The organism is Modicisalibacter tunisiensis (assembly GCF_020148005.1).
Classification (GTDB): Bacteria; Pseudomonadota; Gammaproteobacteria; order Pseudomonadales; family Halomonadaceae; genus Modicisalibacter; species Modicisalibacter tunisiensis.
This window is the reverse complement of record NZ_JAGXFD010000001.1, coordinates 518,516-535,346: the sequence shown is the minus strand read 5'-3', so window position 1 is coordinate 535,346 and position 16,831 is coordinate 518,516. Positions and strand designations below refer to the sequence as shown.

The 16,831-nt window shown below is 67.5% G+C and carries 15 protein-coding genes and 2 tRNA genes; 13 read left to right on the top strand and 4 right to left on the bottom strand.

The window, feature by feature from the left end; translation table 11 throughout:
* Positions 1-31: 31 nt before the first annotated feature.
* The 13 genes from folP (at position 32) to pnp (ending at position 12,513) form a co-directional block, all read left to right on the top strand.
* Positions 32-895 carry a dihydropteroate synthase gene (gene folP, locus KGQ91_RS02500; protein ID WP_224416416.1) on the top strand — a complete coding sequence of 288 codons (864 nt, stop codon included), beginning with the start codon at positions 32-34 and terminating at the stop codon, positions 893-895.
* A complete protein-coding gene (gene glmM / locus KGQ91_RS02495; RefSeq protein WP_224416417.1) occupies positions 892-2,241 on the top strand; it encodes a phosphoglucosamine mutase in 1,350 nt (449 codons plus the stop codon). Before folP ends, glmM begins: the two co-directional genes overlap by 4 nt.
* 76 nt (positions 2,242-2,317) lie before the next feature.
* Positions 2,318-3,067 (top strand): triose-phosphate isomerase, encoded by a 750-nt coding sequence (gene tpiA / locus KGQ91_RS02490; protein WP_163650499.1) that lies wholly within the window; start codon positions 2,318-2,320, stop codon positions 3,065-3,067.
* A 2-nt stretch (positions 3,068-3,069) separates the two neighbouring features.
* Positions 3,070-3,432: a preprotein translocase subunit SecG gene (gene secG, locus KGQ91_RS02485; RefSeq protein WP_163650500.1), complete on the top strand. Its 363-nt coding sequence runs from the start codon at positions 3,070-3,072 to the stop codon at positions 3,430-3,432.
* A 123-nt stretch (positions 3,433-3,555) separates the two neighbouring features.
* Positions 3,556-3,642, top strand: a tRNA-Leu gene (locus KGQ91_RS02480).
* Positions 3,643-3,751: 109 nt separating this feature from the next.
* Positions 3,752-3,828 (top strand) — tRNA-Met (locus KGQ91_RS02475).
* 142 nt (positions 3,829-3,970) lie between these two features.
* The gene (gene rimP, locus KGQ91_RS02470; RefSeq protein WP_163650501.1) at positions 3,971-4,432 is read left to right on the top strand and encodes a ribosome maturation factor RimP; all 462 of its coding nucleotides are present in this window, start codon (positions 3,971-3,973) and stop codon (positions 4,430-4,432) included.
* Positions 4,433-4,460: 28 nt separating this feature from the next.
* Positions 4,461-5,954, top strand: a complete 1,494-nt coding sequence (nusA, locus tag KGQ91_RS02465) for a transcription termination factor NusA (RefSeq protein WP_163650502.1) — start codon at positions 4,461-4,463, stop codon at positions 5,952-5,954.
* Between the two features lie 27 nt (positions 5,955-5,981).
* A complete protein-coding gene (gene infB, locus KGQ91_RS02460) occupies positions 5,982-8,492 on the top strand; it encodes a translation initiation factor IF-2 (protein WP_163650503.1) in 2,511 nt (836 codons plus the stop codon).
* Positions 8,493-8,513: 21 nt separating this feature from the next.
* Complete coding sequence (rbfA, locus tag KGQ91_RS02455) at positions 8,514-8,915, top strand: 30S ribosome-binding factor RbfA (RefSeq protein WP_163650504.1); 402 nt, start codon at positions 8,514-8,516, stop codon at positions 8,913-8,915.
* Complete coding sequence (gene truB / locus KGQ91_RS02450) at positions 8,915-9,817, top strand: tRNA pseudouridine(55) synthase TruB (protein ID WP_224416423.1); 903 nt, start codon at positions 8,915-8,917, stop codon at positions 9,815-9,817. The genes rbfA and truB overlap by 1 nt, the downstream gene beginning before the upstream one ends.
* Before the next feature lie 108 nt (positions 9,818-9,925).
* On the top strand, positions 9,926-10,195 hold the full coding sequence (gene rpsO, locus KGQ91_RS02445; protein WP_163650506.1) for a 30S ribosomal protein S15: 270 nt from the start codon (positions 9,926-9,928) through the stop codon (positions 10,193-10,195).
* A gap of 194 nt (positions 10,196-10,389) precedes the next feature.
* The gene (gene pnp / locus KGQ91_RS02440) at positions 10,390-12,513 is read left to right on the top strand and encodes a polyribonucleotide nucleotidyltransferase (RefSeq protein WP_224420174.1); all 2,124 of its coding nucleotides are present in this window, start codon (positions 10,390-10,392) and stop codon (positions 12,511-12,513) included.
* A gap of 90 nt (positions 12,514-12,603) precedes the next feature.
* On the opposite strand, the gene hisC is transcribed toward pnp, so the two are convergent.
* From hisC to panB, 4 genes are all read right to left on the bottom strand, one after another.
* Positions 12,604-13,662, bottom strand: coding sequence for a histidinol-phosphate transaminase (gene hisC / locus KGQ91_RS02435; RefSeq protein ID WP_224416425.1), 1,059 nt, complete (start codon positions 13,660-13,662; stop codon positions 12,604-12,606).
* 140 nt (positions 13,663-13,802) lie between these two features.
* Positions 13,803-14,981 (bottom strand): acetyl-CoA C-acetyltransferase, encoded by a 1,179-nt coding sequence (locus KGQ91_RS02430; RefSeq protein WP_163650509.1) that lies wholly within the window; start codon positions 14,979-14,981, stop codon positions 13,803-13,805.
* Between the two features lie 188 nt (positions 14,982-15,169).
* Entirely contained in the window at positions 15,170-16,021 is an 852-nt protein-coding gene (gene panC / locus KGQ91_RS02425) for a pantoate--beta-alanine ligase (protein WP_224416426.1), read from the bottom strand.
* Positions 16,021-16,812 carry a 3-methyl-2-oxobutanoate hydroxymethyltransferase gene (gene panB / locus KGQ91_RS02420; RefSeq protein WP_224416427.1) on the bottom strand — a complete coding sequence of 264 codons (792 nt, stop codon included), beginning with the start codon at positions 16,810-16,812 and terminating at the stop codon, positions 16,021-16,023. The genes panC and panB overlap by 1 nt, the downstream gene beginning before the upstream one ends.
* Between the last annotated feature and the right edge of the window lie 19 nt (positions 16,813-16,831).

The window sequence follows — 16,831 nt, the reverse complement described above, 5'->3', positions numbered from 1 at the left end:
TAGAGTGACCGCTTTTGCCAAGGACCTTGCCATGAAAGACGCTGCTTCCACGGCCATGCTGTCGTGCGGCCGGCACCGGCTCGATATCAGTTACCCCCGGGTCATGGGGATCCTCAACGTGACGCCGGATTCCTTTTCCGACGGCGGGCGCTTCTCGCGTCGCGACGATGCCCTGTTCCATGCCGAGGCGATGCTGGCCGATGGCGCGGCGATCATCGATGTCGGCGGCGAGTCGACCCGGCCGGGTGCCGCCGTGGTCTCCGAGCAGGAGGAACTGGAGCGCGTGGTGCCGATCGTCGAGGCGCTGGTCCGCGAGCTGGATGCGCTGGTCTCGGTGGACACCAGTTCGCCGGCGGTGATGCGCGCGGTCACCGATGCGGGGGCCGGGCTGATCAATGACGTGCGGTCTCTGCAGCGCCCCGGGGCGATGGAGGCGGCCGCCGCCAGCGGTCTGCCGGTCTGTCTGATGCACATGCTCGGCGAGCCGGGTGACATGCAGCAGCTGGCCGCCTACGATCAACCCATAGAGGTGGCGGTGGCGCGCTTCCTCGAGACGCGCATCGCCGACTGTGAGGCGGCGGGCATCCGGCGCGAGCGGCTGATCCTCGATCCCGGCTTCGGGTTCGCCAAGACGGTCGAGCACAACCTGCGGCTGCTCAACCGGATGGCCGAGCTCAATCGCTTCGGCCTGCCGATCCTGGCCGGCATGTCGCGCAAGAGCATGATCGGCAAGGTGCTCGACCGGCCGGTCGAGGAGCGCCTGCCCGGCGGGCTGGCGCTGTCGACGCTGGCCGTCGAGCGCGGCGCGCGAATCGTGCGTGTCCACGACGTGGGGCCCACCGTGGATGCGGTCAACATGGCCTGGGCCGTGCTACAGGAAGGTGCGGAATCATGACACGACGTTATTTCGGGACCGACGGGATTCGCGGCACCGTGGGGGAGTATCCCATCACGGCGGACTTCATGCTCAAGCTGGGCTGGGCGGTCGGGCAGGTGCTGGGTCGCAAGAACTCCCAGGCCAAGGTGCTGATCGGCAAGGATACGCGGATTTCCGGCTACATGTTCGAGTCGGCGCTGGAGGCCGGGCTGTCGGCCGCCGGCGTGGATGTCGCACTGCTCGGGCCGATGCCCACGCCGGCGATCGCCTACCTGACGCATACCTTCCGGGCCGACGCGGGGATCGTCATTTCCGCCTCCCACAACCCCTTCCAGGACAACGGCATCAAGTTCTTTTCCGCCGAGGGCGCCAAGCTGCCCGACGACGTGGAAACGGCGATCGAGGCGGAACTCGACAGGCCGCTGGAGACCGTTTCCGCCGACCGGCTGGGCAAGGCGGTGCGGGTGCCCGATGCGCCGGGGCGCTACATCGAGTTCTGCAAGTCGACGGTGCCCAAGCGCCTGGCCCTCAACGGGCTGTCCATCGTCCTCGACTGCGCCCATGGCGCCACCTATCACATCGCGCCCAGCGTGTTCCGCGAACTGGGTGCCGAGGTCAGCGTGCTGGGTGCGAGCCCCGACGGGCTCAACATCAACCAGAAGGTCGGCTCGACCCATCCGGCGTCGCTGCGGGCCGCGGTCATCGAGCGCGGCGCCGATCTCGGCATCGCCTTCGACGGCGACGGCGACCGGGTGATCCTGGTCGACGCCGACGGTCGCGAGGTCGACGGCGACGACATCCTCTACCTGATCGCCCGCGATCGCCACGAGCGTGGCGTACTGGGCGGCGGCGTGGTCGGCACGCTGATGAGCAACTTCGGCCTGGCGGCGGCGCTCGAGGGCATGGGCATCCCCTTCGAGCGAGCGAAGGTGGGGGATCGCTACGTGATGGAGCGCCTGGTGGCCAATGGCTGGCAGCTGGGCGGCGAGTCGTCGGGGCACATCGTCTGCGGCCATGTGCAGACCACCGGCGACGGCATCGTCTCGGCCCTGCAGGTGCTGGCGATCATGGTCACTCGCGGCGCCTCGCTGGCGAGCCTGCTGGCCGGCTTCGAGAAGGCGCCCCAGTCGCTGGTCAATGTGCGTCTCGCGCCGGGGGCCGAGGCGCACTCGCTGCTCGACCATCCACGGCTGGCCGACGCGGTGGCGGCCGTGGAGGCCGAACTGGGCGGCGAGGGGCGCGTGCTGCTGCGGCCCTCGGGCACCGAACCGCTGATCCGGGTCATGGTGGAGGGGCGTCCGCGCTTCGATGTCGATGCCCTGGCGCGGCGCATCGCCGCCGATGTCGAGGCGTTGATCGCCTGAGGCGCGGCGCCGGTTGTGTTGCCCGGGAGGCTCCTATACCATCTTGCACCACTTCGATAAAGGGGGTAGCTAGCCCATGCGCATGCCGCTGATCGCCGGCAACTGGAAGATGAACGGTTCCTTGGCGCTGGTCGAGCAGTTCGGGCAGGCATTTGCCGAAGCGGCCCTGTCGCCGTCCGTCGAGGTCTGCCTGATCCCGCCGTTTCCCTACCTGGCCGCGGTTCAGTCGGCACTCGGCGGGACACCGGTGTCGCACGGGGCCCAGACGCTCAACCCCGAACCGTCCGGTGCCCACACCGGCGAGGTCAGCGCCGCCATGCTGGCCGAGTTCGGCGTGCGGTACGTGCTGGTCGGCCACTCCGAGCGACGCTCGCTCTGCCGTGAGGGCGATGCCGATGTGCTGGCGCGCACGCAGGCCGCGCTGGAGGGCGGGCTGACCCCGGTGCTGTGTGTCGGCGAGACCCTCGAGCAGCGCGAGGCGGGGCGCACCGAGGCGGTAGTGCTGGGGCAGGTCGAGGCCGTCTTCGATGCCCTGGCGGCCGAGTCGCGCCAGCGCCTGGTGATCGCCTACGAGCCGGTGTGGGCGATCGGTACCGGGCGTACCGCCACCCCCGAGCAGGCCCAGGCGGTGCATGCAGCCATCCGCCGCCGGCTGGCCGCCTATGCGCCCGAGCTGGGCGAGGCGGCGCGCCTGCTGTACGGCGGCAGCATGAAGGCCGACAATGCCGCCGAGCTGCTCGCCCAGCCGGATATCGACGGCGGCCTGGTGGGCGGTGCCTCGCTCAAGGTCGACGATTTTCTAGCCATCTGTCAGTCAGCAGGTTAACCATGCAAGTTGCCATTCTCATGATTCACGTGGCGATCGCCATCGCGCTGGTCGCCCTCGTCCTGTTGCAGCAGGGCAAAGGTGCCGACGCCGGCGCCTCCTTCGGCGGCGGCGCGTCTCAGACCGTCTTCGGCTCCCGCGGCAGCGGCAGCTTCCTGGCCAAGCTGACCGGGGTGCTGGCCGGGGCATTCTTCATCACCTCGCTGGCCCTGGCCTACCTGGCGTCATCGCAGGCGGACAACGCCCCCGATGCCGGCATTCCGGACGCGACCGTCGTGGAACAACAAAAGTCCTCGCCGGCCCTTGACGAAAGCAGCAAGAGTCAGGATAATACTGCGCCAACGCTAGAGGATTCCGGAGAGTGATCTCCACGCCTTAGACGTTGATAGCAGTGCTGTTTCGGGTGGTTCATCGTCAAGTCGACCGCCCGAGCAAGAACACAAGGTGGATTGCCCCGTTGGCTTGCAATCCTGTGTTCGCCCCCTGTTGCCGAAGTGGTGGAATTGGTAGACACGCTATCTTGAGGGGGTAGTGACCTTATGGTCGTGGGGGTTCAAGTCCCCCCTTCGGCACCATCTGACAGGCCTGGTCAGGCCCATTCAGAAGCACGATTGGCAAGACGTGGCGATGCGCTCGAGTCCTTGACCGAAGGGTGAGCGAGTTCTTATAATCGCCAACCTATGATGCGGGGTGGAGCAGTCTGGTAGCTCGTCGGGCTCATAACCCGAAGGTCGTCGGTTCAAATCCGGCCCCCGCTACCAAGTTTCTTGTGAAAGGCCCCTTCCTATGAAGGGGCTTTTTGTTAGCAGCTCGCTCTGTTGACACTAACGCCAATCAGCCACCTAGCTTTCCTCTTAACTCCCGGTCAGGTGCCTGATGCAACTGCTGTAGGAGCCTTCATCTGTGGCAATCAAGGACGCTGCGCTGAACGCACTCATCGAACCGGTGGTGACGTCCATGGGCTTTGAGCTCTGGGGGATCGAATACCTGTCCCAGGGCAAGCATTCACGACTGATCATCTACATCGACGGTCCCGACGGCATCACCGTCGACGACTGCGCCGGCGTCAGTCGTCAGGTCAGCGGTGTGCTCGATGTCGAGGATCCGATCCCCGGCCAGTACCAGTTGGAGGTGTCCTCGCCCGGCATGGACCGTCCCCTTTTCACGCTGGAGCAGTTCACGCGTTACCGGGGACATGTCGTGGCCTTGCGCCTTCGCGCGCCCTACGAAGGGCGGCGCAAGTTCAAGGGGCTGCTGGCGGGCGTCGAGAACGACGAGGTGTTGCTGCAGCTCGACGGTGAAGAGTACTGCTTTCCTATCGATGGCATCGAGCAGGCGCGGGTCGTTCCGCAGTTCGATGGATGAGGACTGGTTTTCTGGCGAGGCTTAAGGCATGAGCAAAGAGATTCTGCTGGTCGTTGACGCGATCTCGAACGAAAAGGGCGTGTCACGCGACGTGATCTTCGGTGCGGTCGAGGCGGCGCTGGCCAGTGCTTCGCGCAAGCGTTTCGAGGGCCGGGAGGTCAACGTGCGGGTGCAGATCGATCGTGCCACCGGTGACTACGAGACCTTCCGCCGCTGGGTGGTGGTCGAGGACGACGAGTTCGAGAACCCCGACGCCGAGATCAAGCTGTCGTACGCCGAGCGTCGCGATCCGCCGCTGGGGCTCGGCGACGTCGTCGAGGAGCGCATCGAGAACGCCGCCTTCGGCCGCATCGCGGCACAGACCGCCAAGCAGGTCATCGTGCAGAAGGTGCGCGAGGCGGAGCGGGCCGAGATCGTGCGTCATTATTCCGAGCGCGAGGGCGAGCTGATCGCCGGCATCGTCAAGAAGACGACGCGCGATGGCCTGATCATCGACCTCGGCGACAACGCCGAGGGCTTCCTGCCGCGCAGCGAGATGATTCCCGGCGAGCGCTACCGCATGAACGAACGGGTGCGCGCGCTGCTGTGGAAGGTCGACGCCGAGGCGCGCGGCTCCCAGCTGATCCTGTCGCGCACGCGTCCGGAGCTGATCATCGAGCTGTTCCAGATCGAGGTGCCCGAGATCGCCGAGCAGCTCATCGAGATCAAGGGCGCGGCACGTGATCCGGGCTCGCGGGCCAAGATCGCGGTGAAGACCAACGACAAGCGCATCGATCCGGTCGGTGCCTGTGTCGGCATGCGCGGGTCGCGGGTCCAGGCGGTCTCCAACGAGCTGCGCAACGAGCGGGTGGACATCATCCTCTGGGATGACAACCCTGCCCAGCTGGTGATCAATGCCATGGCACCGGCGGACGTGGCGTCGATTCTGGTCGACGAGGACGCCCATGCCATGGATGTCGCCGTGGCCGAGGACAACCTCGCTCAGGCCATCGGCCGCAGCGGGCAGAACGTGCGTCTGGCCAGCGAGCTGACCGGCTGGACGCTCAATGTAATGACGGAGGAAGAGGCCGAGGGCAAGCGGGAGCAGGAAGTCGATACCCTGGTCGAGTACTTCATCAATCACCTCGAGGTCGACGAAGAGCTGGCGAGAACCCTGGTCGAGGAGGGGTTCACGTCGCTGGAAGAGCTGGCCTATGTGCCGCTCGAGGAGATGCTCGAGATCGAGGACTTCGACGAAGACCTGGTGGAAGAGTTGCGCGCACGCGCCAAGGACGAGCTGTTGAACCTGGCAATCGCCTCCGAGGAGGAGCTGGACGGTGCTCAGCCCGCCGAGGACCTCCTTGAAATGGACGGCATGGACCGTCACCTGGCCTTCACGCTGGCCAGCCGGGGCATCGTCACCATGGAGGACCTTGCCGAACAGTCCATCGATGATCTCAAGGATATCGAGGACGTGGACGAAGAGCGCGCCGCGGCACTGATCATGACCGCCCGTGCGCCCTGGTTCGAGAGTGAAGAGTAACTAGGTCACGGGCTCAGGAGGGTCGTAATGGCAGAAATGACGGTTAAAGACTTTGCAGCCAAGGTGGGACGCGATACGTCCCGCCTGCTGGAGCAGATGAAGGAAGCGGGGCTTCCCCACAAGGCTGAAGGCGATGCGGTGTCCGAGGAGGACAAGCGGCGCCTTCTCGACCATCTCACCAAGAGTCATGGCGGTAGCGGCCAGGGGGCCAAGAATCGCATCACCCTGACGCGCAAGACCAAGAGCCGGATCCGTTCCGGAGACGGCCGCGGCAAGAGCATCGAGGTCTCGGTGCGCAAGAAGCGCACCTACGTCAAGCGCGACGAGACCCCGGAGCAGGCGCCGGAGCCGGCCGATCACGGGCCGCGTCAGCTGGTCGGGGACATGGCCGATGCCACCCAGGCCCGCGAGCAGGCCGAGCGCGAGGCGCAGGCCCGTGCCGAGGCAGAGGCTGCCAAGGCCGCCGAGGAAGCCGCCAAGCAGGAAGCGGCGAAGCCGGCCGAGGCGGTGGTTCCCACCGAGCTGGAGCTGCCGGCCGAAGAGCCGCCGGCGGTCGAGGCGCCGCCCAAGGAGCCGCGCAGCGACAACCGCCGCGCCAATCCCAAGAAGGCGGCCGCCAAGAAGGGGCGTCACGAAACCAGTCGCGATGAGGATCGCGAGGAGCGTGCCGAGCGCCGTCGCGGTGGCGGCAAGAAGGCCAAGCGTGCCGAGCGTCGCGGCAGCCGTCGCGGTGGTCGCGACAGCGGCGGCGGCAAGCACGGCTTCCAGAAGCCGACGCAGCCGATCGTGCGCGAGGTGGCGATCCCCGAGTCGATCAGCGTCGCTGACCTGGCCGACAAGATGGCCATCAAGGCCAACGAGGTCATCAAGGCCATGTTCACCATGGGCGCGGCGGTGACCATCAACCAGACCATCGACCAGGACACCGCGGCGATCGTCGTCGAGGAGATGGGCCACAAGCCCAAGCTGGTCAAGGACGATGCGCTGGAGACCGAGGTCCTCGAGGGCATCTCTTACGAGGGCGAGGAAATCACCCGCGCGCCGGTGGTCACGGTGATGGGTCACGTCGACCACGGCAAGACCTCGCTGCTCGACTACATCCGCCGCACCAAGGTGGCGACCGGCGAGGCCGGCGGCATTACCCAGCACATCGGTGCCTATCACGTCGAGGACGACCACGGCGGCGTGACCTTCCTCGATACCCCGGGCCACGCGGCGTTCACCGCCATGCGCGCCCGTGGTGCCCAGGCCACCGACGTGGTCATCCTGGTGGTGGCCGCCGACGACGGCGTGATGCCCCAGACCATCGAGGCGGTCGAGCATGCCAAGGCGGCCGGCGTGCCGCTGGTGGTCGCGGTCAACAAGATCGACAAGGCGGGTGCCGACCCGGATCGCGTCAAGAACGAGCTGTCGCAGCACGGCGTGATCTCCGAGGAGTGGGGCGGCGACACCCAGTTCGTCCACGTCTCGGCGAAGACCGGCGAAGGCATCGATTCGCTGCTCGAGGCCGTGCTGCTGGTCTCCGAGGTGCTCGAGCTCAAGGCGGTTCCCGAAGCGCCGGCCAAGGGCGTGGTGGTCGAGTCGCGTCTCGACAAGGGACGCGGGCCGGTGGCCACCGTGCTGGTCCAGAACGGCACCCTGAAGAGGGGCGACATCGTCCTGGCCGGGCTGCACTACGGCCGTGTGCGGGCGCTGACCAACGAACTCGGCAAGCAGGTCGAGCAGGTCGGCCCGGCCATGCCGGTCGAGATCCAGGGCCTGGACGGCACCCCGGAAGCCGGCGAGGACTTCATGGTCCTGGCCGACGAGAAGAAGGCCCGTGAGGTCGCCAACTTCCGTCAGGGCAAGTACCGCGAGGTGCGCCTGGCCCGCCAGCAGAAGGCCAAGCTGGAGAACATGTTCAGCCAGATGGGTCAGGACGAGGTGGCCAAGGTCAACATCGTCCTCAAGGCCGACGTCCAGGGCTCGCTGGAAGCGATCAAGGGCGCGCTGGAGGAACTCTCCACCGATGAGGTTCAGGTCGCCGTGGTGTCCTCCGGGGTCGGCGGCATCACCGGTACCGATGCCAACCTGGCGCTGGCCAGTGACGCCATCGTGGTCGGCTTCAACGTCCGTGCCGATGCCGCCGCGCGCGAGATCATCGAGCGCGAGGGTCTCGACCTGCGCTACTACAGCGTCATCTACCAGCTGATCGACGAGGTCAAGCAGGCGATGAGCGGCATGCTGGCGCCGGAGTGGAAGGAAGAGATCGTCGGTGTCGCCGAGGTGCGCGATGTCTTCAAGGCGCCCAAGATCGGCGCGGTGGCCGGCTGCATGGTTGTCGAGGGCACCGTGCACCGCAACAAGAAGATCCGTGTCCTGCGCGACAACGTGGTCATCTACGAAGGCGAGCTGGAATCCCTGCGTCGCTACAAGGATGACGTCAACGAGGTCCGCAACGGCATGGAGTGCGGTATCGGCGTCAAGAACTACAACGACGTCCAGGTCGGCGACAAGATCGAGGTCTTCGACCAGATCAAGGTCGAGCGTACCCTGTAAGGCGTCGAGGAGAAGTCACGGATGCGCGAGTTCCAGCGTACCGACCGGGTGGCCGATCAGCTCCAGCAGGAGCTGGCGGTCCTCATCCAGCGCGAGGTCAAGGACCCGCGCCTGGGCATGGTCACCGTCAGCGGCGTGACCGTCAGCCGCGATCTGGGCTACGCCGATGTCTACATCACCCTGCTGGGCGATGACGACCCGGCGCGGATCAAGGAAAACCTGGCGGTGCTCAAGCGCGCCGGCGGTTTCCTGCGCAGTCAGATCGCGCGTCGCGTGAAGCTGCGCCATGTGCCCGAGCTGCGCTTCCACTACGACGAGAGCGTGGCCCGGGGCCACAAGCTGTCGTCGCTGATCAACGAGGCCGTGGAATCCGATCGTGTCCGGCGCGACGACGAGGCGCCCGACGACGAGGAATCCCGCTGATGGCGCGTCGGCGTCGCGGCCTGCCGATCGACGGCGTGCTGCTGCTCGACAAGCCCGCCGGCGTGTCGAGCAATCATGCCCTGCAGCGGGCGCGGCGCCTGTTCCAGGCGCAGAAGGCGGGGCATACCGGCACCCTCGATCCGATGGCCACCGGGCTGCTACCGGTGTGCTTCGGCGAGGCGACCAAGTTTTCCTCCTACCTGCTCGAGGCGGACAAGGCGTACCGCACTCGGGTGCAGCTGGGGGTGGTCACCGACACCGGGGATGCCGAGGGTGCCGTCGTCGAGCGTCGCCCTGTCGAGGGCGTCGACGAAGCGCGGGTACGGCGTGTGCTGGCCGACTTCAGCGGCGAGATCGATCAGATCCCGCCGATGCATTCGGCGCTCAAGCACGAGGGGCGCAAGCTCTACGAACTGGCCCGCGAGGGCAAGCAGGTCGAGCGTGCAGCGCGCCGTGTGAGGGTGTATGATGCGCGCCTCCTTGCCTTCGAGGGCGATGCCTTCGAGCTGGACGTCGCCTGCAGCAAGGGCACCTATATCCGCACGCTGGCCGAGGACATCGGCCGGGCCCTGGGCTGTGGCGCGCATATCACAGCCCTGCGCCGGTTGCGGTCCGGGCCCTTCGCGGCCGACGACATGCTGGATTTCGCCGCGCTCGACGCGCTCGAGTCCCGCGACACGGCCCTGTTGCCGATGGACGTGCTGGTGCGGCATCTGCCGCGGCTGGACGTCGCGCAGGCCACGGCCGCGCGCCTGCTCCATGGGCAGCGCGCCGCCACGGACACCGCCGGTCTGGCCGGCGATGCCCTGGCCAGGCTGTATCGTGACGAGTCCTTCCTGGGGCTGGTCACGGTCACGGCGCCGGGCGAGATCGCCCCGCGCCGGCTGGTGGCCACCGGCTGAGTCCGGTGGCGCCCATCGTCGCCGCTCACGCGGCGTACGGGGAGACTGCAAATATGCGTGGTCTCCGACATTCATCCCCATCAGGCATATTGCTTACTGGAGACACAGATGGCATTGACCGCTGAAAAGAAGGCCGAGATCGTCAAGGAATACGGCCGTGGTGACAACGACACCGGTTCCCCCGAAGTTCAGGTGGCCCTGCTGACCGCCAACATCGACGGCCTTCAGTCCCACTTCAAGACCAACAAGCAGGATCACCACTCGCGTCGTGGCCTGATCCGCATGGTCAACCAGCGCCGCAAGCTGCTCGACTACCTCAAGCGCAAGGACTTCGAGCGCTATCAGTCGCTGATCCAGCGCCTGGGACTGCGCCGCTGAGTTCGGCCGTCATCCCGCGGATGATTTCGGAACAAGCAACCCTACGGGGTTGCTTGTTCTTTTTTGGCCGGACGGCAACGGCCGCCGGCTTCGGGCGAGGCCGGGACCGGTAGCTCTCGCCGACGTGAACGCCTAAAATGGTCGCCGAGTCAAGAAACGCCCGAACATGAAACCGACAAGTTGAAGGAAGCCCCGTGAATCCGGTCAGAAAGACATTCCAGTACGGTAACAGTACCGTCACCCTGGAAACCGGGCGCATCGCCCGCCAGGCCTCCGGTGCCGTGATGGTCACCATGGACGACACCGTGGTGCTGTGCACCGTGGTGGCGAAGAAGGACGTCAACCCCGCCCAGCCGTTCTTCCCGCTGTCCGTCCACTACCAGGAGAAGACCTACTCGGTCGGCAAGATTCCCGGCGGCTTCTTCAAGCGTGAGGGACGTCCCACCGAGAAGGAGACCCTCACCTCGCGGCTGATCGATCGCCCGATCCGCCCGCTGTTCCCCAAGGGCTTCATGAACGAGGTGCAGGTCATCTGCACCGTGCTCTCCGCCGATCGTAACCAGGATCCGGACATCGCCGCGATGCTCGGTACCTCGGCGGCCCTGGCCGTCTCCGGCGTGCCCTTCAACGGCCCGATCGGCGCCGCCCGCGTCGGCTTCACCGAGGAGCGCGGCTACTTCCTCAACCCGAGCGTCGAGGAGCTCGCCGCCTCCGAGCTGAACATGGTCGTCGCCGGCACCGAGAAGGCCGTGCTGATGGTCGAGTCCGAGGCCAGCGAGCTGCTCGAGGACGAGATGCTCGGCGCCGTGCTCTACGGCCATCAGGAAATGCAGGTCGCCGTCTCCACCATCAACGAGCTGGCCGCCGAGGCCGGCAAGCCGCGCTGGGACTGGCAGCCGGCCGCCGAGAACACCGCCCTGAAGGACGCGCTCGCCAGCACCTTCGAGAGCAAGGTCGGCGAGGCCTACCGCATCACCGACAAGATGGCCCGTCAGGATGCGCTGTCCGCGCTGAAGGCCGAGGCGGTCGAGCAGCTCGCCGGTGACGGGGAGGGCCAGTTCGATGCCGAGGCGGTCGGTGGTGCCTTTGCCGCGCTCGAGAAACGGGTCGTGCGCCAGCGCGTGATCAACGGCGAGCCGCGCATCGACGGCCGCGATCACAAGACCGTGCGTCCGCTGAACATCGAGGTCGGCAGCCTGCCCAAGACCCACGGCTCGGCGATCTTCACCCGCGGCGAGACCCAGGCCGTGGTCGTGGCCACCCTCGGCACCCTGCGCGATGCCCAGCTGATCGAGTCGCTGGAAGGCGAGCGCAAGGACCGGTTCCTGCTGCACTACAACTTCCCCCCCTACAGCGTGGGCGAAGCCGGCTTCATGGGTGGTCCCAAGCGTCGCGAGATCGGCCACGGCCGTCTGGCGCGCCGCGGCGTCCAGGCCATGCTGCCCAGCGACGAGGAATTTCCCTACACCATCCGCGTGGTCTCCGAGATCACCGAGTCCAACGGCTCCAGCTCCATGGCCTCGGTGTGCGGCTCCTCGCTGGCGCTGATGGACGCCGGTGTGCCGCTCAAGGCGCCGGTGGCGGGTATCGCCATGGGCCTGGTCAAGGACGATGACAAGTTCGCCGTGCTCACCGATATCCTGGGGGACGAGGATCACCTCGGCGACATGGACTTCAAGGTGGCCGGCTCGGCCTCCGGCGTCACCGCCCTGCAGATGGACATCAAGATCGAGGGCATCAACGAGGAGATCATGGAGCAGGCGCTGCAGCAGGCCCATGAGGCGCGGCTGCACATCCTCGGCGAGATGAACCAGGTGATCGCCCAGAGCCGCGAGGAGGTCTCCGCCAACGCGCCCTCCATGGCCACCATCAAGATCGATCCGGACAAGATCCGCGACGTCATCGGCAAGGGCGGCGCCACCATTCGCCAGATCTGCGACGACACCGGGGCCTCGATCGACATCGACGACGACGGCACCGTGCGCATCTACGCCGAGGACAAGGCGGCCGCCAAGCGCGCCATCGACACCGTGCTGGGCATCACCGCCGAAGCCGAGATCGGCAAGCTCTACAAGGGCAAGGTGGTGCGCATCGCCGACTTCGGCGCCTTCGTCAACTTCATGCCGGGCACCGACGGTCTGGTGCACATCTCGCAGATCGTGCCCGAGCGGGTCAACAGCGTCCGCGACTATCTCAACGAGGGTGACGAGGTCATCGTCAAGGTGCTCGACATCGACAACCGCAACCGCGTCAAGCTGTCGATCAAGGAAGTGGGGGCCGAGGAAAAGGCCGCCTTCGAGGCCAGCCTCGCCGAGTAAGCCTTCCCGGTCGCCGGTATCGAAGACGGCCCACCCGCCAAGCGGGTGGGCCGTTTTTCATGGCCGGCCGGTTACGCTGGCGACATGGCGTTACCCGCGGCAGAGCGCCTCGAGTGCCTCGATCAGACTGTCCATCTCGTCGTCGGTACCGATCGAGATGCGCAGGAAGTCGTGCAGCGCCTCGCTGTTGAAGTGACGCACCAGGATGCCGCGTTCGCGCAGGCCGGTGAACAGCTCACCGGCGTCGTGGCCCTCGTGGCGGGCGAGCAGGAAGTTGGTCTGCGAGGGCAGCACCTCGAAGCCCAGCTCGACGAGCCGCCGGCGGGTACGCTCGCGGGTGGCGATGACGTGCTCGCGGCAGGCGTCGAAGTGTTCGCGGTCGTCCAGCGCGGCGACGCCGGCGGCGATCGCCAGGCTGTCGAGCGGGTAGGAATTGAAGGAGTTCTTGACCCGCTCCAGTCCCTCGATCAGTTCCCGCGAGCCGATCGCGTAGCCGATCCGCAGCCCGGCCAGGCTGCGCGACTTGGAGAAGGTACCCACCACCAGCAGGTTGGGATGCGCCGCCACCAGCGGCACGCTGCTTTCCCCGCCGAAGTCGACGTAGGCCTCGTCGATCAGCACCACGCTGTCGGTGACGCGCGCCAGCAGGCGGGCGATGGCTTCCCGCGGGTGGCCGTGGCCGGTCGGCGCGTTGGGATTGGCGAAGATCACGCCGCCGTTGTCGCCGCTCAGGGCATCCAGCGGCACCTGCCAGTGATCGTCGAGCGCCACGGTCCGGTAGGCGATATCGTACAGGCGGCAGTAGACCGGATAGAAGCTGTAGGTGATGCCCGGCATCAGCAGCGGCCGAGGCTGCCGGAAGAAGGTCTGGAAGGCCAGGGCCAGCACCTCGTCGGAGCCGTTGCCGACGAAGACCTGCTCGGCTTCCACGCCATGCTCGCGGGCCAGTGCCTCGCGCAACGCCAGCGCGTCGGGATCGGGGTAGAGGCGCAGGTGGTCGACCGGGTAGTCGCGCAGCACCTGTTCGACGCCCGGCGCCGGCGGGTAGGGGTTCTCGTTGGTGTTCAGCTTGATCAGTCGTTCACGGGGCTGCTCGCCGGGGACGTAGGGCGTCAGCTCGCGAACGTCCGGGCTCCAGAACTTGCTCATGATGGCTCACACGATGTGGGATAAACCCCGTCATGGTGACGTGGCGGGGCCGGGGGCGCAAGCGCGACACGGCGACGCCGAAGAGACGACGTCGCCGTGTGCGGGGCCGACGGATGCCGGCCCGGGGGAAAGGGCGGTGCTTAGCGTTCGATGGCCAGCGCCACGCCCTGGCCGCCGCCGATGCACAGCGTGGCCAGACCCTTCCTGGCGTCACGGGCGATCATCTCGTGGACCAGCGTGACCAGGATCCGGCAGCCGGAGGCGCCGATCGGGTGGCCCAGGGCGATCGCCCCGCCGTTGACGTTGATCCTGGCCGGATCCCAGCCGAGTTCCTTGTTGACCGACAGGGCCTGGGCGGCGAAGGCCTCGTTGGCCTCGATCAGGTCGAGGTCGTCGATCGTCCAGCCGGCCTTCTCCAGGCAGCGGCGGGTCGCCGGGGCCGGGCCGATGCCCATGATCGCCGGATCGACGGCGGCATTGGCGTAGGCCTTGATGCGGGCCAGCGGCTCGAGTCCCAGTTCGCGGGCCTTGCTCTCGCTGCAGAGCATGGTCACGGCGGCGCCGTCGTTGATCGACGAGGCGTTGCCGGCGGTGACGGTGCCGTCCTTCTTGAAGGCCGGCTTCATGCCGCCGAGCTTCTCGGCGGTGATCCCCGCCCGCGGGCCTTCGTCGGTCTTGAAGACCAGCGGATCGCCCTTGCGCTGGGGAATCTCGACGGGGACGATCTGGCTGTCGAAGCGACCGGCCTCGATGGCGGCGCTGGCCTTCTGCTGGGATTCGGCGGCGAATTCGTCCATCTGCTCGCGGGTGATGCCGTACTTCTCGGCGAGATTCTCGGCGGTGATGCCCATGTGGTACTGGTTGAAGGCGTCCCACAGGCCGTCGTAGACCATGGTGTCGACCGCCTTCCAGTCGCCCATGCGCTGGCCGGTGCGCGAATGCGGCAGGGCATGCGGCGCCAGGGACATGTTCTCCTGGCCGCCGGCGAGGATCAGCTCGGCGTCGCCGCAGCGGATCGCCTGGGTGGCCAGGTGCAGCGCCTTGAGACCGGAACCGCAGACCTTGTTGATGGTCATCGCCGGCACGCCGTCGGGCAGGCCGCCCAGGATGGAAGCCTGGCGGGCCGGGTTCTGGCCGCAGGCGGCGGTCAGGACGTGGCCGAGCAGGACCTCGTCGACCTGCTCGGGGGCGACGCCGGTGGTGGCGAGGATATCCTGGATCACCTTGGCGCCGAGCTCGGCGGCGGGAATCCCGGCGAGCGACCCGCCGAAGGTGCCGATGGCGGTGCGGCGTGCCGCGACGATGACCACGTCTTGCATGTGAGACTCCTTGAATCGAGGGCGAAATGCCCCGTCAGCATAGGAGAAGCTTGTGCGCTGCGGCAATTGCCAATCCGTCGAAGTTTGACGGTGGACAGACTCGGGGGCGGGAAAAGCGCCCCGCCGGCGGGGCGGGGCGGGGCGATCAGGCGAACTGGATGGGGATGGCGTTCCTCGATGGACCGCGATCAGCGTGGCAACGTTACCGGGAGGTTGTCGATCAGGCGGGCCGGTCCCAGGTGGGCCGCGGCCAGCAGTACCGCCTCGCGGGTGACGTCGGTCACCGGCCCCAGGTCGTCGGCCCGGCGCAGCTCGAGGTAGTCGGGCTTGAAGCCTGCCTCGGTGAGGCGGACGAGGCCCTCGCGCAGTGCCGCGTCGGGCGCCTCGCCCCCCGCAAGCGCCTCGCGGGTCGCCGCAAGCACGGCCTGCAGGCGCGGGGCCCGGGCGCGCTGCTCGGCGCTCAGGTAACCGTTGCGCGAGGAGAGGGCCAGGCCGTCCTCGGCACGCACGATGGGTACGCCGACGATCTCGACGGGAAAGTGCAGGTCGGCGACCATCCGGCGGATCACCGCGAGCTGCTGATAGTCCTTCTCGCCGAAGCAGGCGAGATCGGGCTGGACCAGGTTGAACAGCATGCTCACCACGGTGGAGACGCCGTCGAAGTGGCCGGGCCGGCGCGCGCCGCACAGCCCCTCGCTGACGTCGGGCACGTGCACGGTGGAGGACGCCCCGGTGCCGCGCGGGTAGATGGCCTCGGCGGCGGGCGCGAAGAGGATGTCGCAGCCGGCGTCCTCGAGCGCGGCCCGGTCGGCATCGAGCGTGCGCGGATAGCTGGCGAAGTCCTCGTCGGGCCCGAACTGCAGCGGGTTGACGAAGATGCTGGCGACCACCAGGTCGGCCCGGCGGCGTGCCTCGGCGACCAGCGCCAGATGGCCCCGGTGGAGGTTGCCCATGGTCGGTGCCAGGCCGATGCGTTGTCCGGCCCGGCGTGCCTCGCCCAGGGTGCGGCGCAGCGTGGCGATGTCGTGGATAGTCTGCATTAGAAACTGTGCTCCTCGGCCGGAAAGCGACGCGCCTTGACAGCGTCATGGTAGGCCCGGAAGGCGCCCTGGATCGAGCCGGACTCGGCGAGGAAGTTCTTGGAAAAGCGCGGGATGTAGCCGCTGCTCACGCCGATCACGTCGTGCATCACCAGGATCTGGCCGTCGGTGCCGGCGCCGGCACCGATGCCGATCACCGGCACCTCGAGCGCCGCCTGCATGGCGCGGCCCAGGCTGGCGGGCACGCACTCGACCAGGATCACCGAGGCGCCGGCCTCGACCAGGGTGCGCGCATCGGCGATGAGCTGCTCGGCGCGGTCGGCCTCGCGCCCCTGGATCTTGAAGCCGCCGAACTGGTGGACCATCTGCGGCGTCAGCCCCAGGTGGGCGCAGACCGGGACGCCGCGCCGGGTCAGCTCGCGGATGCCGTCGGCCATCCACGCCTCGCCCTCGATCTTGACCATCTCCGCGCCGGCCCGCATCAGGGCGCCGGCATCCTGCAGCAGCCGCTCCGTCGAGGCGTTGCTCATGAACGGCAGGTCGGCCATCAGCAGGCTGGCTCCCTTGGTGCGCGCCACGCAGCGGGTGTGGTAGGCGATGTCGTCGAGGGTGACCGGCAGGGTGCTGGCATGGCCCTGCAGGACCATCCCCAGGGAGTCGCCGACCAGCAGGACCTCGATGCCGGCCCGGCTGGCGGCCTCGGCGAAGGAGGCATCATAGGCGGTCAGGCAGCTGAACGGCTCGCCGGCGCGCTTGGCGGCCTGCAGCGTGCTCACGGTGACGGTTTTCATGACTGGCTTCTCGTCGACT